A 21,961-nucleotide genomic window follows, 5' to 3' on the forward strand; every position below is an offset into this window, starting at 1 on the left:
GGGCGGCGGGGTTCGCGGCTGGGGTGGTCTGTGGCGACGAGGGCCCGGCTGAGGTGGTCTGTGGGCGGGCGGACGTCGCGGCTGGGGTGGTCTGTGGGCGGCGGGGTTCGCGGCTGGGGTGGTCTGTGGCGACGAGGGCCCGGCTGGGGTGGTCTGTGGGCGGGCGGACGTCGCGGCTGGGGTGGTCTGTCGGCGGGCGGGGCGCGGCGGGTGGTTTGGGGGTGGGTGTCGAGATTGGGGGGATTCGGTCGACGTAGGGGTGATGGCACTCCTGCGGAAGGACACCGGATCATGACAGTCGGTACTGAGGGCGGGGCCGTGGGGACGGGGCGGCGGCAGTGGGTTGCGCTGGGGGTTTTGTGCCTTGCCACGTTGTTGGTGTCGTTGGATCTGTTCGTGATGTTGCTGGCCGTGCCGGCGGTGACCGAGGCGCTTGGTGCGACGAGCAGTCAGCAGTTGTGGATCTTGGATGTGTACGGGTTCATGGTCGCCGGGCTGATGATCACGATGGGGAACCTCGGTGACCGGATCGGCCGGCGTCGGCTGCTGTTGACCGCGGCTGCCGTCTTCGGTGTGGCTTCGATCGTCGCGGCGTACTCGGTTAGTCCCGGCATGCTGATCGGCGCGCGGGCAGTGCTGGGGATCGCCGGTGCTGCGATCGCGCCGTGCACGTTGTCGCTGATCTCGACGCTGTTCCCGGATGCGCGGCAGCGGGCGACCGCGCTGGGTGTCTGGGGCGGTTGCTTCACGGTCGGCGCCACCGTCGGGCCGATTGTCGGCGGCGTGCTGCTCAACCATTTCTGGTGGGGCTCGGCCTTCTTGATCGGCGTACCGGCGATGGTCGTGCTGCTCGTGGTCGGTCCGGTGCTGCTGCCGGAGTACCGCAACGAGCGGGCCGGGCGGATCGACGTACCGAGCGTCGTGCTGTCGCTGGCCGCGATCCTGCCCGCGATCCACGGGCTGAAGCACCTGGCCGCGCACGGCCCCGGCGCACAGTCCGTCGCTGCGCTGCTGATCGGCGGCGTGTTCGGCTGGATCTTCGTACGGCGTCAGCGTCGCCTGGCTGACCCGTTGGTCGACGTACGGCTGTTCACCCGGCGGACGTTCAGCGTGACGCTCGGCAGCATGATGTCGTACTCGATGCTCTCCGGCGGCGTCATGGTGTTCGTGGCGCAGTACTTCCAGCTGGTGCAGGGCATGACCCCGCTGGCCGCCGGGATCGCGCTGGTCCCGGGCATGATCACGTCGACCATCGCCTTCCAGTTGGCGCCGCGGCTGGCGCAGCGGATCCGGCCGGGCGTGCTGATCCCGGCCGGCATCGCGTTCACGATCGTCGGGATGGCCGTGATGACGCAGGCGACATCGACCACCGTCCTGGTGATCGCGTTCGCGGTCGAGTGCATCGGTGCCGCGCCACTGGTCACGCTCGGGACGAACCTGGTCATCGGCTCGGTCCCGCCCGAGAAGGCCGGGTCCGCCGGCGCGCTGACGCAGACCGGCAACGAGTTCGGCTACGCGCTGGGCATCGCGATCCTGGGCAGCGTGGTCACCGCGGTGTACCGCAGCCAGATGGGCGGCCGCGGCGGTAACTCCCTCGGCGAGGCGATCACCCAGGGCGTCCCCGACGACGTCCTCACCCAGGCCCGCGAAGCGTTCACCAGCGGCTTCCACCTCGCGGCCGGTATCACCGCCGTCGCCCTGACCGCCATCGCGATCCTGCTCGCGATCACCCTCCGCGCGACGCCGCCCCTCAGCCGGTGAAGCCGCTCAGTCGGTGAAGCGAGTCAGTCGGTAAGGCGAGTCAGTCGATGAAGCGAGTCAGTCGGTGAACCCGGGCAGGAACTCCTCCAGGACGGACCGGAACGGCGCTTCCGCCTCGAGTTGCGAGAGTACGGCGATGCCGCCGATCCACACGCGGTGGATCAGCAGGTACGACGGCGGCAGGTTGATCTTGAGCGCCATCGACGCGCTGGGGGAGCGGAAGTCGCCCGTCCGGTTCGCCTGGGCACGCATCCAGGCCCGGCTGAACTGGAACGTCTCGGCCCGGGCCGGCTCGGCGAACGGCGCCAGGTAATCCATCAGCTGGTCGGGGTCGATCTCCATCCGCGGCTTGATGAAGCCCTCGTCGCGCAGTCCGGCCAGGACGGCCGTAGCGTCGCCTTGCAGGGAGATCCGCAGCAGCCGCCCGATCGCTGGCGGTAGGCCGTCCGGCAGCCTGGCGCACAGGCCGAAGTCGACCACGCCGAGCCGGCCGTCGGCCATCACCCGGAAGTTCCCCGGATGGGGGTCCGAGTGCAGCAGACCGGCGTACTTCGGTCCGCTGAACATGAACCGGACGTACTTCAGCCCGATCTCGTCGCGCTCCTGCTTCGTGCCGTCGGTGATGAACGACGACAGCGGCCGGCCCTCGATCCACTCCGAGACGATGACCGTGGGGGAGTGCTTGATGACGCGGGGAACGACGAACTCCGGGTGGTCCTTGAAGGCGTCGGCGTACTGCTGCTGGGCCTGGGACTCGCGGTCGTAGTCGAGCTCCTCGCCGATCCGCTCCTGCAGTTCGGCGACGAGCGGCTTGATGTCCAGGCCGGGGATGAACGTCCCGAAGGTCCGGGCGAACCGGCCGAGCTGGCGCAGGTCCGCGCGGAGCGCGTCGGCGGCACCCGGGTACTGCAGCTTCACGGCTACCTCGCGGCCGTCCATGAGGACGCCGCGGTGCACCTGGCCGATCGACGCGGCCGCTGCCGGCAGGTCGTCGAACTCCGAGAACCGGTCCCGCCAGCGCTTGCCCAGCTCGCGCGACAAGATCGTGTGCACGGTCGAGGCCGGCATCGGCGGGGCGGAGTCCTGCAGCTTGGTCAGGGTGGCCCGGTACGGCGCCGCGAACTCCTCAGGCATCGCGGACTCCATCAGGCTGAGCATCTGCCCGAACTTCATCGCGCCGCCCTTGAGCTCGCCGAGGACGGCGAACAATTGGTCGGCGGTCCGGCGCTGGAACTCGGCGAGCACGGTCTCGGCCGGGGCGCCACCGATGCGCTTGCCCAGGCCGACCGTCGCCCGCCCGGCGGCACCGAGGGGCAGGCTGGCAAGTTTCGCGGTCCGGCTCAGCGCCTTACGAGGAAGGTCCGACACGTTCCCATTCTGTCCGGTCACCCAAGTGACCCTCCGGCCGGGTCACCGGCATGTCGCGTACGGCGTACGCCGCAGGCCGGCTGCGGACGACGGAGGGGCGGCGTCCGGCACGCGCAACGTGCCGGCCACCGCCCCTACGACTTGGTGCGTCAGGCCTTGCCGAGGATCCGGTTCAGGTTCGTACCGCACTCGGGGCACTTGGCCTTGGCCATGCGCGTGCCCTTGTCGTTGACCTTGACCTCGCCGTCGGCGGTGCGCTTGGCCTTGCACTTGACGCAGTAGAACTCGCCGCTCCAGGTCTCTGCCATGAGGGCCCTCTCCTTGCTCTGAATACCAGCCTCGGGGTTCCGACCCCGCGGCCGTCGTGGATGCTAACGGCAGACCGTCCTGCCGTAGGCCGTTCGGCCCAGTCGGGATTCACCCTACGGCAGGCTGGCGCACGCTCAAGCGCACCTCCCAGCCCGCGTGCCGCTGGAATCCCCCGAGGAAAGCCCTTTCCGGACCTCTCGGCAGCACGGGACAGGCTCCCGGGGATCCGCCTTCGGAACCGCTCGGCTTCCCCTCCGAGCGGCCCCGGAGGCGGTCCGGGAGCCTGTTGGACCTGACGCTAAGTGGCGGCGGTGGAGGTGGCAAGCCCGCGTTGTCCACGCCTGTGGATAACTCTGTGGGCAACCTGTGGGACGCGCCGCGCGGCGCTGTGGACACCCAGGGGAACACGGTGTGAACAACCGGGATCGGCCGGCCCAAGATCTGGCGTCTGACCTGCGAAAACGTTGATGCACAGGATGTGGACGGAAGAAAGTTGTCAGATTCTGGGGGTACGTTTTGACGCATGGCCGACTCTCCACCGCGTTCGACCCCGGGCCCGATCCCGCCGTTCGTGGACATCCGTCGCAGCAAGCGGCGCAAGCGGACCGTCAGCGCGTACCGGGACGGCGAGCGGGTCGTCGTGCTGATGCCCGACCGGTTGTCGGCCGTGGAGGAGGCGCGCTGGGTCGAGACCATGTTGGCGCGGCTGGACAAGCAGCGCAGCAGATCCCGCGTGTCGGACGAAAAATTGTTGGCCAGAGCACACGAACTCGCGTGTCGCCATCTCCCCGAAGTGCCCGAACCTGCGTCTGTGAGGTGGGTTTCGAACCAAAACAGACGGTGGGGATCCTGCACTCCGGCGGACAGATCGATCCGTTTGAGCACCCGTCTGCAGTCGATGCCGGGCTGGGTGGTCGACTATGTGCTCATCCACGAACTCGCCCATCTGGTCGAGCCGGCCCACAACGCGGCCTTCTGGGCGCTGGTCCACCGCTACCCCAAGGCCGAGCGTGCCGAGGGGTATCTGGAGGGGATTTCGGCCGCCTCCTCGCTGGATCTCGAGGACTTCTGAGCCCCGCTCACGGGCGCTGCCAGACGTCCGAAACCTCCGATCACCCCGGCGCCGTACGGCGTACGAGAAAGGGTGGGGTGGGGTTAGCCCCAGGGTGAACTGGGTGGCTTCCTGCATGGTCGTGGCCCGGCTCCGCAAGCCAGGGTTGAGCCGTAGCCAGCGCCACGCCAGGTGCGCTGGGTGGGGCGCCGCCAGGTGGCGGGGCAGAGGGGCAGGGAACGTATGGCCAGGGGACAGATCACCGTCCGGGCGGCACGCTGGAGTGCCACCCATCCGTGGCGGGCGATCGCGATGTGGGTGGTCGTCGTGATCGCGTGTTTCGCGATCGGCTCGGTGACCGGGACCAAGGAGTCGGAGAACGAGGGCGACATCGGTGAGGTGACCCGGGCGGACAACATCGTCAAGTCCGGCAACTTCGCCGACCCGGATGTGGAGAGCGTGCTGATCACGGCTCCGTCCGGGACGCTCGACCAGGCGGCGGCCAACCAGGCGGCCGGCGTGGTGATCCAGCGGATGCGCGCCCTCGGTGGGGTCGCGGAGGTCGCTCAGCCGATGCCGTCGCCGAACAAGGACGCGGTGATCGTCAGGGTCACCCTGAAGGACGGCGACGGTGACAACCGGGTCCAGCCGCTCCTCGACACCACAGCCAAGATCCAGCAGGAGTATCCGAAGCTCCGGATCGAAGAGGTCGGTGGTCTGTCGATCGACAAGGCGCTGAACGAGACGCTCGGCAAGGACTTCAAGCGCGCCGAGATGTTCAGCCTGCCGGTGACGCTTGCGATCCTCTTGATCGCGTTCGGCGCGCTGATCGCCGCCTCCGTGCCGCTGGTACTCGCGTTGTCCGCCGTCGCAGCCGCGATCGGCCTATCGGCAGCCGCGTCCCAGCTCATCCCCGCGGTCGACGCGGTGAACAGCGTGATCCTGCTGATCGGTATGGCAGTCGGCGTCGACTATTCACTGTTCTACCTACGCCGCGAACGCGAGGAACGTGCCAAGGGTCGCGGTCACGTCGACGCGGTCGAGATCGCCGCCGCCACATCCGGCCACGCGGTCGTCGTCTCCGGTACTGCGGTGATCATCTCGATGGCCGGGTTGTTCCTGGCCCGGGACGCGGTGTTCTCGTCGTTCGCGGTCGGCTCGATCCTGGTCGTCGCGGTGGCCGTCGTCGGCTCGCTGACCGTGCTCCCCGCCGTACTGGCGAAGCTCGGTCGCTGGGTGGACCGCCCACGGATCCCGCTGGTCTGGCGGCTGACCGCGAGCAAGGGCAAGCCGCGGTTCTGGCCGGCAGTGCTGAAGCCGGCCCTGAAGCACCCGGTCGCCACTCTGCTGGTTTCCGTCACCGCATTGCTCGCGGTCGCGTCGCCGGCGCTCGGGATGACGCTGAAGTTCCCGGGCACCGAGGACCTGCCGCGCACCACGTCGGTGATGAAGGCGTACGACCGGCTGACCGCGGCCTTCCCGAGCACGGGCACCAGCCACGAGGTCGCCGTACGGGCTCCGGCCAACCAGGCGCCTGCGGTCAAGGCAGCTCTGGCTGAACTCATGCAGCGCACGGAGAAGGACAAGCTGTTCGCTCAGGACGGTCTCGAGGAGCCGCGGGTCTCCAAGGACGGCACGGTCACGACGCTCGAGGTCGCCACGCCGTACGAGGGTGGCAGCCAGGAGGCGCGGGACTCGCTGACCAAGCTGCGTAAGGAACTGATGCCGGAGACGGTCGGCAAGGTGCCGGGAGTCGAGTACGCCGTCGGTGGGTTCGTGGCCGCGGATGTCGACTATGCGGCGCACACGCGGGAGAAGCTGCCGCTGGTGATCGGGTTCGTGCTGCTGCTGACGCTGATCGTGATGATGGTGACGTTCCGGTCGGTGGTCGTCGCGTTCACTGCGATCGTGCTGAACCTGCTGAGTGCCGGAGCGGCGTACGGCGTCGTCACGGCGGTGTTCCAGAACACCTGGGCCGAGGGGATCCTCGGCTTCCGGTCGAACGGTGCGGTGGTCAGTTGGTTGCCGCTGTTCCTCTTCGTGGTGCTGTTCGGTCTGTCGATGGACTACCACGTGTTCGTGGTCAGCCGGATCCGCGAGGCGGTGCTGCGCGGTGTGCCGACCAAGCAGGCTGTGGCCGACGGCATCACCGGCTCGGCCGGCGTGGTCACCAGCGCGGCGGCCGTGATGATCGGGGTGTTCGCGGTGTTCGCCACGCTGAGCACGCTGGACATGAAGCAGCTCGGTGTCGGCTTGGCGGTCGCCATCCTGATCGACGCGACCATCATCCGGGCGGTCGTCCTGCCCAGCGCGATGATCCTGCTCGGCGAGGCCAACTGGTGGGCTCCCAAGTGGCTCCGCGGTACGCCGTCGAAGCACGCGATCCAGCCGCCCGCCCCGGAGGAGGAGCGCGAGCTCACCCCGGTCGGCTGACGGTTGCGGTACGACGCGAGCGCCCCACCCGCCGGTGGGGCGCTCGCCCGTGGTCGGGCTGCTAGCGTCGCTCCTCCTGGGGAAGGAGAAGCTGTGGATCAGCGGGCCGAGACGTTGGTGCAGTTGGCGGAGTTGGTGCTCGCGGTGGAACGGCCGCACCCGGTGCGGGTAGCGATCGATGGGTGTTCGGCGGCCGGGAAGACCACGCTGGCGGATGAGCTCGTGCAGGTACTGCGTGATCGCACCGAGCGTGAGGTGATCCGGGCGGAGATCGACCACTTCAAGCGTGCGGTCGAGCTACGTACGACGTACCCGGTGGACTCGCCGGAGAGCTACTACCTAGAGACGTGGGACAACGAGGCCATTCGCGACCGACTGTTGGTGCCGCTCGGACCAGACGGCGATCGCCGGTACACCGCCGGGATCAGGGACTCGTCCGCCAAGACTGTCCTCGACACGCCCGTCGCGGTGGCAGCAGACGATGCCGTGCTGCTGGCTGACGGCGCATTCCTCCAACGGCCTGAGCTCGACGACTACTGGGATCTCCGCGTCTACGTGGACATCACCTTCGAGGAAGTACTCCGCCGCGGCACCATTCGCGACCAGCAGTGGATGGACTCCGCCGAGGCCGCCGAGCACCGCTACCGCACCAGGTACATCCCCGGCGAGCGCCTGTACGTCGATCAGGTTCATCCGAAGGACCGTGCACAGGTTGTCGTGGGCAACCAGGACCCGGCGAACCCGACACTCACGTGGTTTGCCGAGCGCGATGTGCCGCGGCTTTGACCCGGCTCTGACATTGGGGTGAGCAGAAGCGGCGCTGGCCGTTGCGGGAGACGTCGACGAAGACGCGGTCGCAGTGCGGCGCCGCGCAGACTCCCAGGCGGCCGGCCAGGCCCGTGCCCAGCGCGAGGGCGAGACCGGCCGCGCAGCCGGCGGCCCAGCCGTTGACGAGACCATCGTCCGGGCCGTGGAAGTGCAGACTCCAGCCGTCGTTGCGCCGGTCCAACTGCGGTCGCGCGTTGGTGTCCAGGAGCAGCGAGTTCACCTCGTCGGCGGCCCGATCGAGGTCGCCACTGTGCGCCGCCTCGAAAACGATCCGCATCCGTCCCGCGAGCATGGCCAGCCGCCGCGCGTCCTCCGACCGGACCGATGGCTGCGGATAGCCGATGGCGACCAAAGCGTCGGCCACGGCCTGCGCCTTGTCGTCCGGTACGGCGTACGCGGCGCCGCCGGACTCACCGGGCGTCAGCCGGTTCACGTACTCGACGGAGGCCGCCAGCACGTTCCGGGCATGACTATCAAAAGACACTTGACCAGTCACAAGATCTCTCCGTAGGCTCGAACTCGCGTGACCGATCATAACCACTTAGACAGTCATGGAGTCGGACATGAGTGCTGCCGCGACCCTGACCGCGCCCTGGCGTGGGTTGTCCCCGGCGGTGTGGATCCTGGTCGTGGCTCGCGCGGTCAACAAGATCGGCGCGTTCACGCTGCCGTTCCTCGGGGTGGTGCTCACCGTCGAGTTCGGCGCCTCGCTCGGCCAGACCGGCGTGATCCTGGCGCTCTTCGGCGCGGCCACGATCCCGTCCCGGCTGCTCGGCGGTCACCTGGCCGACCGCCTCGGCCGCCGCCGGACGATCGTCCTCGGCCTGACCGGCTGCGCGATCGCCCAGACCTGGATAGCGCTCAGCCACGTGCTCTGGTCCGCAGTCGTCGCCACCCTGCTGCTCGGCCTTGTCTTCGAGATCTATGAGCCGCCGAGCCAGGCGATGATCGCTGACGTCACGGAGCCTGCGCAGCGCCCGGCGGCGTACGGTCTCTACAGCGCGGCGCTGGCCGCGGCCGGGGTCCTGGCCGGTCTGCTCGCAGCGGCGATCAGCCATGTGGACCTGCGCTGGCTCTTCGTCGCCGATGCGATCACCTGCCTGGCCTGCGCCGTGCTGGTCGCGCTCGCACTGCCAGCCGACGTACGACGACAACGTGAGGTCGCGCCCGCGATCGCAACAGCCGTCTGGAGCGACCGCCGACTACTGCTGTTGCTTGCCGGCGGCACTGTCTTCGCCATCCTCTACATGCAGTTGATCATCGGCATGCCACTCACGCTGCTCGAGCAAGGCCTCCCGAAATCAGGCACCGGCATCATCCTCGCCGTCTCCGCAGTCACCCTCATCCTCGCCCAGCGCGTGCTGCGCATCCAGCACCTCGACGACTTCCGGGCGATGAGCATCGGCTACGTCCTGCTCGGCGCCGGCCTGGCCCTCAGCGCGTTTGCGCACAGCCTCCCGATCTTCCTGCTCGCCACGGTCCTGTGGAGCCTAGGCGACCTGTTCCTCCTGACCCGCTACCTGACGCAGGCATCCGGCCTCGCGCCGGATCACGCCCGCGGCCGCTACCTCGCTGTTTTCGGCCTCAGCTGGGGCATCGCGACGACGATCGCGCCACTGACCGTCACTCAACTCCTCGACGCAGCAGGTCCCAAGGGTCTGTGGCTCACCAGTGCCGCGGTGGCCGCGGCACTGGCGATCCTCCAGTCGTGGTTCAGGAAGCGACTGGCTCCAGCCTGACCGTCAGACCCTTCGCGACCGGTGTGTTGCTGCCCTTGGCAACGTCGTCGGCGGCCATCAGCACGTTGGTTTCCGGGTAGTACGCCGCCACACAGCCGCGCGCGGTCGGATAGGAGACCAACCGGAACCGGGAGGCACGCCGCTCGACGCCCGCGAACTCGCTCACGATGTCGACGTACCCACCGTCCTTCAATCCCAGCTCGGCCAGGTCGTCCGGGTGCACGAAGACGACCTCGCGCGTCCCGTGCACGCCGCGGTAGCGGTCCTCGAGCCCGTAGATCGTGGTGTTGAACTGGTCGTGGCTGCGCATGGTCTGCAGCAGCAGCCGACCGGGCGCCGTCGGCAACCAGGTCAGGTCGTTCGCCGTGAACTGCGCCCGCGCGTCGGACGTCCGGAACTCACGCTTGTCCCGGGCCGCGTGCGCCAGCAGGAACCCACCCTCGTTGGCTCGCAGGCGGTCCTCGAAGTTCTCGTACCCGTCCGCCACGCGCCCGATCCGCTGCCGGATCAGGCTGTAGTCATCGGCGAAGTCAGCCCACGGGATCTCCCCGACATCCGGTACGACGGCCTGCGCCAGCCCGCAGATGATGCCGATCTCCGACTTCATCTCCGGACCCGGTGGGATCAGGTTGCCGGTGGACAGATGGACCGCGCCTTGCGAGTCCTCGACTGTCACCGACTGCGGACCCGCGGCCGTGTGGTCGTGGTCGGTCCGCCCGAGCGTCGGCAGGATCAGCGCCTCGCGACCGGTGATGGTGTGCGAGCGGTTGAGCTTCGTCGACACGTGCACGGTCAGATCGCACTCGCGCAGACCGCGATGCACGACCTCGGTATCGGGTGTCGCGGACGCGAAGTTCCCACCCATCGCGATGAAGACCCGTACGGCGTTGTCCCGCAACCGCTGCACCGTCGCGGCCGCGTCGATGCCGTGCTCGCGGGGTGCGGTGAAGGCGAACTCGTGGTCCAGCTTGTCCAGGAAGGCGTCCGGCATCTTCTCCCAGATCCCCATGCTGCGGTCGCCCTGCACGTTCGAGTGGCCGCGCACCGGACACGGTCCGGCGCCACGCTTGCCGATATTGCCCTGCAGGAGCAGCACGTTGACGATCTCGCTGATCGTCGCGACGGCCTCGCGGTGCTGGGTCAGCCCCATCGCCCAGCAGATCACTGTTGCCTTGGACTTGATGAACCGCTGGGTGAACTCCTCGATCTCCCTGCGGTGCAGCCCGGTCGCGAGCTCGACCGCCGCCCAGTCGATCTCCCTGTTGTGCTTGGCGTAGAGGTCGTACCCGCTGGTGTGGTCGTCGATGAAGGACTTGTCCAGCACAGTCCCCGGGCTGGCCGCCTCGGCGTCGAGCAGAAGGTGGCCGACGGCAAGGAACAACGCCTGGTCGCCGCCGATCCGGATCTGCAGATGCTGGTCGGCGAGCGTCGTACCCTTGCCGATCCAGCCGGACGGGCGCTGGGGGTTCTTGAAGTTCATCAGGCCGGGCTCGGGCAGCGGATTCACCGAGACGATGTCGGCGCCGTTCTTCTTCGCGATCTCGAGGTGGCTGAGCATCCGGGGTGCGTTGGTGCCCGGATTCTGGCCGACGACGACGATCAGCTCGGCCTCTTCCAGCATCTCCAGCGTGACGGCGCCCTTCCCGCTGCCGATCACCCGGGACAGCGCCGTACCGGACGACTCGTGGCACATGTTCGAGCAGTCGGGCAGGTTGTTGGTGCCGTAGGCGCGGACGAACAGCTGGTAGAGGAACGCGGCCTCGTTGCTGGTCCGGCCGGAGGTGTAGAAGACGGCGTCGTTCGGGTCGACCAGCGCCTTCAGGTGTCGCGCGACGACCTGGAACGCCTCCTCCCAGCCGACCGGCTCGTAGTGCGTCGCCCCGGCCCGCAGCAGCATCGGCTCGGTGATCCGGCCGAGCTTGCCGAGCTCGAACTCGGAGATCTCGTTCATCGCCTCGACCGGGTGCTCGGCGAAGAAGGCGCGCGGCACCCGCTTGCGGGTCGCCTCCCAGGCCACCGCCTTGGCGCCGTTCTCGCAGAACTCGGCCGCGTGCTTGCGCTTGTGGTCGGGGTCCGGCCAGGCACAGGACGGGCAGTCGAACCCGCCGTCCTGGTTCATCTTCAAGAAGACCTTGCCGGTCCGCGCCAGGCCCATCTCCCGAAAACCGAACTTGAACGACGAGAGCACCGCGGGGACGCCGGCCGCCTTCTTCTTCGGCTGTTCGATATCGACCATGATTCAACAATAGGTCCACCTATCATCACGCGCTGCTTTGATAGGCGAAGTTGTGGACAAGTGGCGCACAACGCCACTGACCAGGGCCTGGATGTGTGCTCGCATCCCATAGTGCGCCGGGGCGGGGATTTCTACAGTCGTCGCCCATGGAGACCCGTCGAGCCCTCGTCACCGGAGCTGCGTCCGGCATCGGCGCCGCGTGTGCCCGGCGCCTCGCGGCGGACGGCGTACATGTCGTCGCAGTCGACTTCGACCCGGCCGGACTCGAGGCGCTCGAGGGTGTGGAGACGGTGGTGGCCGATCTGTCGGACCTGGACCGCCTGTCCGAGCTGCCGACAGACGTGGACATCCTGGTGAACAACGCCGGGGTCCAGCAGGTCGCACCGCTCGAACAGTTCCCGCCGGAGCGCTTCAGCTACATCCTGCGGCTCATGCTCGAGTCACCGTTCCGGCTCATCCGGCAGTCGCTGCCCCACATGTACGGCGCCGGCTGGGGCCGCGTGGTCAACATCAGCTCGGTGCACGGACTCCGGGCCAGCCCGTTCAAAGCGGCGTACGTCGCTGCCAAGCACGGACTCGAAGGACTCAGCAAGGTCGTCGCCCTGGAGGGCGCGGCGCACGGCGTGACCAGCAACTGTGTGAACCCGGCGTACGTCCGTACGCCGCTCGTCACCGCCCAGCTCGCGGACCAGGCGGCCACGCACGGCCTGTCCGAGGCAGAGGTGCTGGACAAGGTTCTGCTCGAACCGGTCGCGGTGAAGCGGCTGATCGAGCCGGCCGAAGTGGCGGAGCTGGTCGCGCTGCTGTGCGGCCCGGCGTCCGCTTCCATCACGGGGAGCTCGTTCGTACTCGACGGCGGCTGGACCGCCCACTAGCAACTGGAGCCCGCCCATGACAGCAACAGAACCGGTTCGCACCCGGACATCGATCGTCCGCGTGGTCGGCGCGAGTCTCGTCGGTACGACGGTCGAGTGGTACGACTTCTTCCTCTACGGCGTCGCCGCGTCGGTCGTGTTCGGTGATCTCTTCTTCCCGAAGGGCGAAGAGCTGACAGGGACGCTCCTGAGCTTCGCCACCTTCGCAGTGGGCTTCTTCGCCCGTCCGATCGGCGGAGTGGTGTTCGGCCACTTCGGAGACCGGTTGGGGCGCAAGCAACTGCTGGTGCTGTCGCTGCTGATGATGGGCGTGGCTACGTTCGCCATCGGCCTGCTGCCGACGTACGCACAGGTCGGTGCGCTCGCTCCGGTCCTGCTGACCGTGCTGCGACTCATCCAGGGCTTCGCCCTCGGTGGTGAGTGGGGTGGCGCCGTACTGATCGTGTCCGAGCACGGTGACCCCGCACGGCGTGGCTTCTGGGCATCCTGGCCACAGGCCGGCGCTCCGGCCGGCCAGCTGATCGCGAACGGCGTACTGGCCGGCCTGGCGGCATTCCAGTCGGACGAGGCGTTCAACTCCTGGGGCTGGCGCATTCCGTTCCTACTGTCGGCCGTACTCGTGCTGGTGGGGCTGTGGGTGCGGCTGCGGATCGAGGAGTCGCCGGTGTTCCAGGAAGCGCGGGCGAAGCAGCAGCCGGTGGACAAGCTGCCGATCCTCGAGGTGATCACACGCTATCCGCGGGAGATCCTGACCGCGATGGGCGCCCGGATGGCGGAGAACGTCAGCTACTACATCTTCACCATCGTCATCGCGACGTACGCGAAGGAACACCTTGGCATGGGCAAGTCCTTCGCGCTGAACGCCGTACTGATCGGTGCGGCCATCCACTTCTTCGCGATCCCGTTGTGGGGTGCGCTGTCGGACCGCATCGGCCGGAAGCCGGTGTATCTGATCGGTGCGGTCGGAGTCGGCGTGTGGGCCTTCGTCTTCATCGCCCTGGTGAACACGAAGAACTTCGCCCTCGCCACACTGGCCGTCACTGTCGGACTGGTGCTGCATGGCGCGATGTACGGGCCGCAGGCAGCGTTCTTCACCGAGCTCTTCGGCACGCGGGTCCGCTACTCCGGTGTGTCGGTGGGCTACCAGCTCGCGTCGATCATCGCGGGCGGTCTGGCCCCGTTCATCGCGGTAGCCCTGCTCAAGGCGTACGACTCCGGCTATGCGATCTCGGTGTACGTCGCAGCCTGCGCAGTGATCTCGGTGGTCGCAGTGACGTCGTACTCCGAAACCCGTCGCCGGGACCTCACCGCTCTGTAGGTGGCATCATCGCCAAGATGGAGGAGCTGCTCCGGCTGCTGGCCGAGGACGCGCCCGGGAGCGAGTTGGCCCGGGCGGCGGGCGAGGACGCGGTGGCACGCGACCTCGCCCTGCGGATCCGGGCCGGCATCGACGCCAGCAAGAAGCGTGAGGCCGAGCTGTCCACGCTGGTCGATGTGGCGCGCGAACTCGCCTCCGCCCGGGACCCAGGCGGCGTACTCGACACCATCGTCCATCGCGCCCGCACCCTGCTCGGCGCGGATGTCGCCTACCTGACCTTGTACGACGAGGCACGCGGCGACACGTACATGCGGGCTACCGATGGGTCCGTGTCGGCGGCCTTCCAGCAGGTCAGGCTTCCGCTGGGCGCGGGACTCGGCGGTCTGGTCGCGGAGACCTACAAGCCGTACTGGACTGCGGACTATCCGGCCGACCATCGCTTCCGGCACACCACATCGATCGACCACGCGGTTGGTGAGGAGGGTCTGGTAGCCATCTGCGGTACGCCGCTCATCGTCGACGGAGCCTTCGTCGGCGTGCTGTTCGCCTCCAACCGGACTCGCCGACCGTTCAGCCGCGAGGAGGTGTCGCTCCTCGGTTCATTGGCAGCTCTGGCGGCCGTGACGATCGTCCAGGTCCGTGCTGCGGCCGAGACAGCGGCCGCACTCGACCAGCTCTCCGCTGCGCACGCGGGTGTCGAGCACGCGGCTGCAGCCCATGACCGCTTCGCCGGGATCGTGTTGTCCGGTGGTGATGTGGACGCGATCGCAGCCGCACTGGCCGAGCTCCTCGACGTGTGGGTCGTCTTGGTCGACGCTGTCGGCAACGAGCTCGCGGTGGCCGGCGGCGTACCTGGAACGACGGTGCCCTGGCAGGACTCCGAGTCCGGTCGATTGACTCGCATCGGTGACTGCTGGGTGGTCGCAGCGACCGCGAAAGGCGAGCGACTCGGCGCACTGGTGATCGGTGGCGTCGACGACCTGTCCGGCGCGGACCAGCGCATCGTCGAACGCGCCGCCGTTGTCACCGCACTGGTGCTGCTGTTCCGCCGGCAAGCCGCACAGCAGACCCAACGGGCGCAGGCGGATCTGCTGGCAGATGTGTTGAGTGGCAGCGCAGATCCGAGGACACTGACCGACCGGCTCCGGCTGGTCGCACCGAACCGCCGTCATGATCGCCTGGTGGTAGCGGTCTGCCGCGGCGACCACACCGGCGTACTGGCCAGGCTCACCGCACCGCTGGAAGACAAGCTCACCCTCAGCGGCCCGTACGCCGGGGACCTCGTGCTCCTGTTCACGTCGTCCGACCCGGCGAAGGTGGCCCACGGACTGGCCGCAGTAGCCCGCCAGGCCGGTGTGACGATCGCAGTCACCGGCCCAGCGGCCTGGGGGAGCGACCTGATCGCAGTGCATCGCCAAGCGGCCCGACTGGTAACCACCATGCTGCGACTCGGCCGGACCGCCCAGGCCGCAACACCGGACGACCTGGGCCTCGCAGGGCTCGTCGGCGCGGCGCGCGCAGACATTGCCGCGCACGTCGGTCACGTGCTCGGTCCAGTGATCGAGTACGACGCTCAGCGCGGGACCGACCTGATCGGAACCCTGCGGGCGTACTTCGCGGCCGGACAGAGCCCAACCCGTGCAGCTGATGCCCTGCACGTCCATCCGAACACGGTCCAGCAGCGTTTGGACCGCATTACCGTGCTGCTCGGTCAAGGCTGGCTGCACCCCGACCACGCCCTCGACGTACAGGTCGCACTCCGCCTACAGCTGACCCTGGACTAGGCGGGGCCGCTGTGACAGCGGGCTATCTCCTTAGCTCGACGCCTGTTGGCGACACCAATTTCGGAGAGTTACTCTCTGGCGGGAAGTACGCACCCGGAAGTGCGTATCGCACGACGAGGAGAGCCATGGCCACCCGCACGGCCGCCCAACTCCGGGAAGACGCAGCCCGCGAGTACGACGCGTTCCTGGCGACCTGTCCGGCCAGGCAACTGCTGGACCGCATCAGCGACAAATGGGTGACCCTCATCCTCACCGCCCTAGCCGACGGCCCCCAGCGATACTCCGACCTGTCCCGCCGAATCGCAGGCGTCAGCCAGAAGATGCTCACCCAAACCCTGCGCTCCCTCGAACGCGACGGCCTCCTCATGCGCTCGGTAACGCCCTCAGTCCCAGTCCGCGTCGACTACGAACTAACGCCGCTAGGCCGGACCCTCATGCCCCTCATCGCCGCCATCAAGTCCTGGGCCGAAACCCACATGACCGAAGTAAACACAGCCCGAACCACCTACGACGTAAGCACACCAGCGTGAGCTCGTCGGACCAGGACGAGCGCGCGGCTGTGACGGCGTCGGATCGGCGGGTGGTGGTGCTCGTCGTACCTGCTCTGGGGACGTGGGCACCGCCGGGGCGTGACCCGGAGGCGTGGCGGCTGGCGTTGGCCGAGGACACGTATGAGGTGCTGGCGGCTCTGGACCGGGTCGACGTGGCGGTTGCCGTTGTCGGTGGCTCGGAGTCCACGGTGTCTGAGGTCGGTGACCTGACCTGGCCGGGTACTCCCGTCTACGCCGTCGACCCCAATCGACCAGTACTCGACGCAGTAGAACTCGCCGGCCCGGCCGCAGCAGTAGTCGCCGTCTCCCATGACGTACCCGATCTGCCAGGACTCCTCATCGGCAAACTCTTCCGCGCACTCAGCACCGCGGACATCGCCGTCACCCCCGCCGAGGACGGTTCGCTGGCGGCGATCGGCGTCAATCGCCCAACCGCCGATTGGGTGGCAGCGGTCGCCCCCACCTTCGACACCGCGCTGTCCGAGCTGGAGTCCCGCAAACCCCGCCGGCATGCGGTCGCGATCGGCCCAGGTTGGCACCGTCTGCGATCGGCGGGTGACATAGCGCGATTGGATCCCGGCCTTGAGGGTTGGGACGCAACAAGATCCATACTTCGTCGCTCCTGAGCCGTCACCTTCCCGCTCGCCGCTCGTTCACCAAGCAGCGGGAAACTCCTGGGGGGAGTTCGGACTGACCGTCGATGCCGTTCAGGGGCGGTACCCGGCCCAGCCCACCCCCGCCAGGGGTCGCCCCGCGGACAACACCCGGGGGACGGCCAGCCCAACCCCACCCTGACCGGGGTCACGGGCACCAGCAAGCGGCACCACACGGGGATACGTAGTTCCACGGGGAAACAGCAAGGAATGCAGGAGACAGCCGTACCGCACGGGGGATGAACAGTACGACGGGGATCAGCAGTAATGCCGGGTTACACGGGGTGGGCAACGCAGCGGGGTTCCACGGGGATAGCTAGTACGACGGGGCTTCACGGGGGATCGGTAGTGCAGCGGGGATTGCGCGGGGGATCGGTAGTGCAGCGGGGGGCTTCACGGGGATCGCGTGTACGACGGGGGTTCCACGGGGATCAGCAGTACGACGGGCGCCCACGGGGGATCGGCAGTGCAACGGGGATTGCACGGGGGATCGGTAATACAGCGTGGATTGCACGGGGTTCGGCAGCACAGCGGGGGCTTCACGGGGATCGCCCGTACGACGGGGTTCCACGGGGATGGGCAGTGCGAGGGGATCGGCTGTGCGGCTGGTCATGTGGGGATGGCAGTGCGGCGGGGGATTGTGGGTAGAGCGGGGGAGTACGGGGGTCTTAGAGGCACGTGGGCCGGCTGAATCAGTCGGCCCACAGCTCGGCCTCGACTGGCGACACCGGGTTGATGATCAGCCCTCGACCGCGGTTCCCGCGACCCCGGTCCACACGGCTGGCGCGCCGCATCCCGCCACGCGGCCTCGGTACTTCACGCACAACGTGGTCGCGTGCTCCGTTGGCTACCCGGCCGGGGAGTGGACATGACGTGGTGGGGTGCTCCGTCAGTTGCCTAGGCGAGGAGTGGTGGTGAGGTGATGGCGGGCTCTGTTCGCCAATTGCTGGACGGTGGTGTCTGTGTCGGGTGGTAGGGCGTCGATTGGATACCAAGCGAGGTCGTGGGATTCCTCGCTGACGGTGTACTCCGTGTCTGCCGTGGCGGTGACCAGGAACTGGACGTCCAGGTGGAAGGTGCCCGCGCAGCCGCCGGCGAGGATTTGGTGGCGGGAGAGTAGAAGCGGCGTTGGGTCGATCGTCAGGTGGTCGAGGCCCGACTCCTCGGTGGATTCGCGAAGGGCGGCGCCGGCGAGGGTGGTGTCGCCGGGCTCGCAGTGGCCGCCGAGTTGGAGCCAGGAGCCGACTGTTTTGTGCAGAGTGAGTAGTGCTCGGGTGCCCGTCGCGTCTACGAGCAGCGCGCTCGCGGTGATGTGCTCGGGCCGGCTGCTTCGCCACATACCGTCCGCGTGCTGTGCCAGATGCCGCAAGTAGTGCTCGCGCAGCTTCTCTTGCTCAGCATCGGGCGCAGCCCAGCCCTCCAATGTCGCTACCGCATCGCCATGAAGCATCCGCCAAGTCTCCACCATGCGACGCGTCCCACAGCCCGCCCCGCAGTTTGGCTGGGCGGGCGTGGGTGGCGGAGTTACTTGGTGGGGTTGTCGGGGCCTTCGTCGGGGAGGAAGTCGGTGATGTCGATGTCGGCAAGTTCGCCGGCGTGTTGGGCGAAGCCGATCGGGTCGTCCAGGTCGGAGGCGCTGGGGAGGAGGTCGGGGTGCGACCACAGCTCGTCGCGGCCCTCCACGCCTCGGGCGTCGCGGACTGCGGCCCACAGGTTCGCCGCGTCGCGGAGTCGGCGCGGTCGCAGTTGGAGTCCGACCAGCGTGGCGAACGTCTGCTCCGCCGGACCGCCGGCCGCACGGCGCCGTCGTACCGTCTCGGAAAGCTGGACGGCGGACGGCATCCGGTCCTTGGTGGCTTGCCGTACGACGTCGTCCACCCAGCCCTCGACCAGCGCAAGGGCGGTCTCGAGCCGGACCAGCGCTGCCTTCTGCTGCTCCGAGTCCTCGGGCTCGAACAGGCCGCCCGCGAGTGCCTCTTGCATCGCCTCCGGGTTCTGCGGATCGATGTCGGCCATCGCACGCTCGATCTTGCCGGTGTCCACCTCGATCCCCGCGGCGTAGTCGGCGATCGCGGCCAGCACGTGCTGCTTCAGCCACGGCACGCCCGCGTACAGGCGCTGGTGGGCCACCTCACGCAGGGCCAGGTAGAGCCGCACGTCCTCGTCGGTCACGCCAAGACCCTCGGCGAACTTGGCGACATTGTCCGGGAGCAGGATCGCCTGACCCGTCGGTCCGAGCGGCAGTCCGATGTCGGACGAGCTCACGACCTCACCAGCGAGCTCACCGAGCGCCTGACCGACCTGCGCACCGAAGACGGACCCGCCCAGCTGCCGCAGCATGCCGGCCATGGGACCGGCGAACTGCTGAGCCTCGGCTGGGAGGGCATTGCCCATCGCGCCGGCGACGTGCTCGGCGACCGGGTCGACGATCGTCTGCCACACGGGCAGCGTGTTCTCGACCCATTCGGCCCGGCTCCAGGCCGCGGAGGTGGCGGACACCTCGGGCAGCGTGGTCGACTCGTCGAGCCAGTGCTCGGCCAGCCGGACGGCGTCCGATACCCGATCGGTGTCGGCAGACGTGATGGAGCGGTCTCCGGCGGCGGAGACCGTCTTGCGGGCGATGTCCTTGGCCAGGTCCCAGTTCACCGGCTTGCCGTCGGTGGAACCGCTGAGCAGCTGCTGGACCTGGGCGAAGATCGCGTTCAGGTCCGGGGTGCCGCCCGCGCCGGCCGCACCGGAGAACTGCTGGAACATGGCCTCGAACGGAGTTCCCTTGAACGGGTTGTCCGGTTCGTCGCTCATCGGAGTGGGCCTTCCTGTGCGGTGGGGCGTACAACTCCAACGTACTGGTTCCACCCACCGGTTCCTCCCCGGGCGAACGCTTTACCGTTCCAGTTCGCCCCGGGCAGAGCCGCCGCCCGCTCACAGGCGGCGCAGATCGCGGGGTAGGTGAGCGAGGCAACAGTCTCGCGGGGTGCGCAACACGCCACGCAAAGCAGCTTCGGGCACGCCGCAATCCACGGTCGAATCGGACGGAAAGAGGAGGGGATGTGCGGTTTGAGGGGGATCGGAGGGAGAATCGAGTGGATGGGGGACGGTTCGAGGCAGGTGGACGAGAGTCGGCGCGTGCTGGGAATGAGGGACGGATGAGCGACACGATCAGGCTCCTGGAGATCCGGGAGGACGTGCTGTCCAGCGATGAGGTGCTGGCTGCTGTCGCCGACCCGACCGCCGGTGGGACCGCTCTCTTCATTGGCACGGTGCGCAACCACGACCAGGCCAAGCCGGTTGATCGGCTCAGTTACGAGGCGCACCCGGACGCGCTGGAGCACCTGCGGAAGGTGGCGCAGCGCATCTGCGACGATCCCGCGGTGACCGCGCTGGCCGCCGTCCACCGGACCGGAGACCTGAAGATCGGGGATGCCGCCGTGATCGTGGCGGTGGCCGCCTCGCACCGTGACGTCGCGTTCGCCGCCTGCCGCCGGCTGATCGACGATCTCAAGGCCGAGGTCCCGATTTGGAAACACCAGCACTTCACCGACGGTGCCAGCGAGTGGGTCGGCGCTCACTGACCCGTACGCTGGGCGCATGAAGGTGGCCGGATGAGGGTTTTGGCGTGGCTGGCGTTCCCGCTGGTCGCCACGCTGCTGGCGATGTGCTGGGCGGCGTGGCGCGGGCGGAGCCGTGGTCCGCGCCGATCCGGTGGTGCCTTCGCCTCGGTCGAGGACTTCCGTCGTTTCAATGAAGCGCTCGCCGCACCCGGCCCCAGCGCCACTCGGGAACGCCGCCGCGGCTTCGGTCGCCGCACCACCGCGATCGTTTCGAGTGCGGCTGGCATCCACAAGTCCGCCGACGAGGCCGCTCCGGCCGCCGACGGATCGGGGACGGATCCGGGTGCTGGGACGTTGGACCCGGCACAGGCACTCGCCAGGAAGCTCGGTCCGGCCGAGATGTTCGGTTCCACCAAGATCGCAGGGCAGGGTTCGTGACACGTCGTACCGCCACATTGGTCACTTCGATCGTCGTGCTGGTCATCTCGCTCGGCCTGCTCACCGCCTTCCCGGTGCCGTTCGTCTCGTTCAGCCCCGGGCCGGTCAAGGACACCCTGGGCACGACGAAGAACAAGCCGGTCATCGAGATCACCGGTCACGAGACCTTCCCGACGACCGGTCAGCTCGACCTGACCACCGTGTCGGTCACCTCGCCGGACCGTGAACTGACGCTCCCGCAGGCGATGCGGAACTGGCTCGACCCGCACCACGACCTGTTCCCGCGCGACATCATCTATCCGCCGGACCAGAGTGCCGACGAGGTCGAGCAGCAGAACACCGCCGAGATGACCGGTTCGCAGGACAGCGCGATCGCGGCCGCTCTGCAGGCGGCGAAGGTCCCGTTCCACGCGAAGGTCTCGACGGTGGCGAAGGACACTCCGGCGGACGGCAAGCTGAAGGCCGGCGACATCGTGCTGGCCGTCGACGGACAGGCGGTTACGCAGGTCCCACAGGTCGGCGACCTCGTTCGGGAGCACAAGGTCGGCGAGAACGTCACCTTCCTGATCCGGCGCGGCGGCACCGAGCAGACCGTGCAACTGAAGACCGCGGCGACACCCGGCGAGGCCACCCGCCCGATGGTCGGTATCAGCATCGGAGTCGACTCGCCGGTCAAGGTGACGGTCAACCTCGGCCAGGACATCGGCGGCCCGAGCGCTGGTACGGCGTTCGCGCTGGCCATCTACGACAAGCTGACACCGGGCCCGCTGCTCGACGGCAAGCACGTCGCCGGCACCGGAACGATCGACGCGCTCGGCCAGGTCGGAGCGATCGGCGGCATCCAGCAGAAGATCGCCGGCGCCAAGAACGACGGGGCCACGGTGTTCCTGGTCCCGGGCCCGAACTGCGCGGCGGCGTTGCACGCCGGCGTGAAGGACATCCGGTTGGTGAAGATCACCACCCTGAGCGAGGCGATCAGCGCCCTGACGGCGCTCGCCAGCGGAAAGGGAGATGTCCCGGCATGCACACCGTGAACCACCCATACGCATCGGCCAGCCAAAGGGGA

At 68.3% G+C, this 21,961-nt stretch carries 19 protein-coding genes; 13 read left to right on the forward strand and 6 right to left on the reverse strand.

The genetic code is table 11. The features are described from left to right. Positions 1-291 precede the first annotated feature (291 nt). Positions 292-1,761, forward strand: coding sequence for an MFS transporter (locus AB0E63_RS15845; protein ID WP_360365949.1), 1,470 nt, complete (start codon positions 292-294; stop codon positions 1,759-1,761). 57 nt (positions 1,762-1,818) lie between these two features. Here the strand turns inward: AB0E63_RS15845 and AB0E63_RS15850 are convergent, their stop codons facing one another. Further along, complete coding sequence (locus tag AB0E63_RS15850; RefSeq protein WP_360365951.1) at positions 1,819-3,129, reverse strand: AarF/ABC1/UbiB kinase family protein; 1,311 nt, start codon at positions 3,127-3,129, stop codon at positions 1,819-1,821. Between the two features lie 149 nt (positions 3,130-3,278). After that, positions 3,279-3,437, reverse strand: a complete 159-nt coding sequence (locus tag AB0E63_RS15855; protein WP_012922897.1) for a DUF5679 domain-containing protein — start codon at positions 3,435-3,437, stop codon at positions 3,279-3,281. A gap of 524 nt (positions 3,438-3,961) precedes the next feature. Between AB0E63_RS15855 and AB0E63_RS15860 the strand changes: the two genes are divergently transcribed. The 3 genes from AB0E63_RS15860 to AB0E63_RS15870 all read left to right on the forward strand — a co-directional run bounded on the left by AB0E63_RS15860 (position 3,962) and on the right by AB0E63_RS15870 (position 7,708). Then, positions 3,962-4,510, forward strand: a complete 549-nt coding sequence (locus AB0E63_RS15860) for a M48 family metallopeptidase (protein ID WP_360365953.1) — start codon at positions 3,962-3,964, stop codon at positions 4,508-4,510. A 222-nt stretch (positions 4,511-4,732) separates the two neighbouring features. Beyond that, positions 4,733-6,922: an MMPL family transporter gene (locus AB0E63_RS15865; protein ID WP_360365955.1), complete on the forward strand. Its 2,190-nt coding sequence runs from the start codon at positions 4,733-4,735 to the stop codon at positions 6,920-6,922. Positions 6,923-7,015: 93 nt separating this feature from the next. Continuing rightward, positions 7,016-7,708, forward strand: coding sequence for a uridine kinase (locus AB0E63_RS15870; protein WP_360365957.1), 693 nt, complete (start codon positions 7,016-7,018; stop codon positions 7,706-7,708). Here the strand turns inward: AB0E63_RS15870 and AB0E63_RS15875 are convergent. Further along, positions 7,671-8,246 (reverse strand): CGNR zinc finger domain-containing protein, encoded by a 576-nt coding sequence (locus AB0E63_RS15875; protein WP_360365959.1) that lies wholly within the window; start codon positions 8,244-8,246, stop codon positions 7,671-7,673. The two genes, AB0E63_RS15870 and AB0E63_RS15875, sit on opposite strands and share 38 nt — an antisense overlap. A 67-nt stretch (positions 8,247-8,313) precedes the next feature. On the opposite strand from AB0E63_RS15875, the gene AB0E63_RS15880 reads away from it, so the two are divergent. After that, positions 8,314-9,489, forward strand: a complete 1,176-nt coding sequence (locus AB0E63_RS15880) for an MFS transporter (protein ID WP_360365961.1) — start codon at positions 8,314-8,316, stop codon at positions 9,487-9,489. Here the strand turns inward: AB0E63_RS15880 and AB0E63_RS15885 are convergent. Next, on the reverse strand, positions 9,464-11,725 hold the full coding sequence (locus AB0E63_RS15885; RefSeq protein WP_360365963.1) for an FdhF/YdeP family oxidoreductase: 2,262 nt from the start codon (positions 11,723-11,725) through the stop codon (positions 9,464-9,466). The genes AB0E63_RS15880 and AB0E63_RS15885 overlap by 26 nt on opposite strands. Before the next feature lie 146 nt (positions 11,726-11,871). On the opposite strand from AB0E63_RS15885, the gene AB0E63_RS15890 reads away from it, so the two are divergent. From AB0E63_RS15890 to AB0E63_RS15910, 5 genes are all read left to right on the forward strand, one after another. Then, the gene (locus tag AB0E63_RS15890; protein ID WP_360365965.1) at positions 11,872-12,600 is read left to right on the forward strand and encodes a 3-hydroxybutyrate dehydrogenase; all 729 of its coding nucleotides are present in this window, start codon (positions 11,872-11,874) and stop codon (positions 12,598-12,600) included. Between the two features lie 16 nt (positions 12,601-12,616). Next, the gene (locus AB0E63_RS15895) at positions 12,617-13,918 is read left to right on the forward strand and encodes an MFS transporter (RefSeq protein WP_360365967.1); all 1,302 of its coding nucleotides are present in this window, start codon (positions 12,617-12,619) and stop codon (positions 13,916-13,918) included. Positions 13,919-13,935: 17 nt separating this feature from the next. Further along, complete coding sequence (locus AB0E63_RS15900; RefSeq protein ID WP_360365969.1) at positions 13,936-15,702, forward strand: helix-turn-helix domain-containing protein; 1,767 nt, start codon at positions 13,936-13,938, stop codon at positions 15,700-15,702. 125 nt (positions 15,703-15,827) lie between these two features. Then, positions 15,828-16,232, forward strand: a complete 405-nt coding sequence (locus AB0E63_RS15905; protein ID WP_360365971.1) for a helix-turn-helix domain-containing protein — start codon at positions 15,828-15,830, stop codon at positions 16,230-16,232. Further along, complete coding sequence (locus AB0E63_RS15910) at positions 16,229-16,879, forward strand: DUF2064 domain-containing protein (protein WP_360365973.1); 651 nt, start codon at positions 16,229-16,231, stop codon at positions 16,877-16,879. Before AB0E63_RS15905 ends, AB0E63_RS15910 begins: the two co-directional genes overlap by 4 nt. 916 nt (positions 16,880-17,795) lie before the next feature. Here the strand turns inward: AB0E63_RS15910 and AB0E63_RS15915 are convergent. Both AB0E63_RS15915 and AB0E63_RS15920 read right to left on the reverse strand, forming a co-directional pair. Further along, on the reverse strand, positions 17,796-18,356 hold the full coding sequence (locus AB0E63_RS15915; RefSeq protein ID WP_360365975.1) for an NUDIX domain-containing protein: 561 nt from the start codon (positions 18,354-18,356) through the stop codon (positions 17,796-17,798). 74 nt (positions 18,357-18,430) lie between these two features. Beyond that, on the reverse strand, positions 18,431-19,708 hold the full coding sequence (locus tag AB0E63_RS15920) for a zinc-dependent metalloprotease (RefSeq protein ID WP_360365977.1): 1,278 nt from the start codon (positions 19,706-19,708) through the stop codon (positions 18,431-18,433). 344 nt (positions 19,709-20,052) lie between these two features. Here AB0E63_RS15920 and AB0E63_RS15925 point away from each other — a divergent pair, with 344 nt between their 5' ends. The 3 genes from AB0E63_RS15925 to AB0E63_RS15935 are packed head-to-tail and all read left to right on the forward strand — an operon-like array spanning position 20,053 to position 21,929. Then, on the forward strand, positions 20,053-20,478 hold the full coding sequence (locus AB0E63_RS15925; protein ID WP_360365979.1) for a molybdenum cofactor biosynthesis protein MoaE: 426 nt from the start codon (positions 20,053-20,055) through the stop codon (positions 20,476-20,478). A 30-nt stretch (positions 20,479-20,508) separates the two neighbouring features. Then, the gene (locus tag AB0E63_RS15930) at positions 20,509-20,895 is read left to right on the forward strand and encodes a hypothetical protein (protein ID WP_360365980.1); all 387 of its coding nucleotides are present in this window, start codon (positions 20,509-20,511) and stop codon (positions 20,893-20,895) included. Beyond that, positions 20,892-21,929 (forward strand): PDZ domain-containing protein, encoded by a 1,038-nt coding sequence (locus tag AB0E63_RS15935; RefSeq protein ID WP_360365982.1) that lies wholly within the window; start codon positions 20,892-20,894, stop codon positions 21,927-21,929. The genes AB0E63_RS15930 and AB0E63_RS15935 overlap by 4 nt, the downstream gene beginning before the upstream one ends. The last annotated feature ends 32 nt before the right edge of the window (positions 21,930-21,961 follow it).

Origin of the sequence: Kribbella sp. NPDC026596 (assembly GCF_040638415.1) — a bacterium.
In the GTDB taxonomy this organism is placed as follows: Bacteria; Actinomycetota; Actinomycetes; order Propionibacteriales; family Kribbellaceae; genus Kribbella.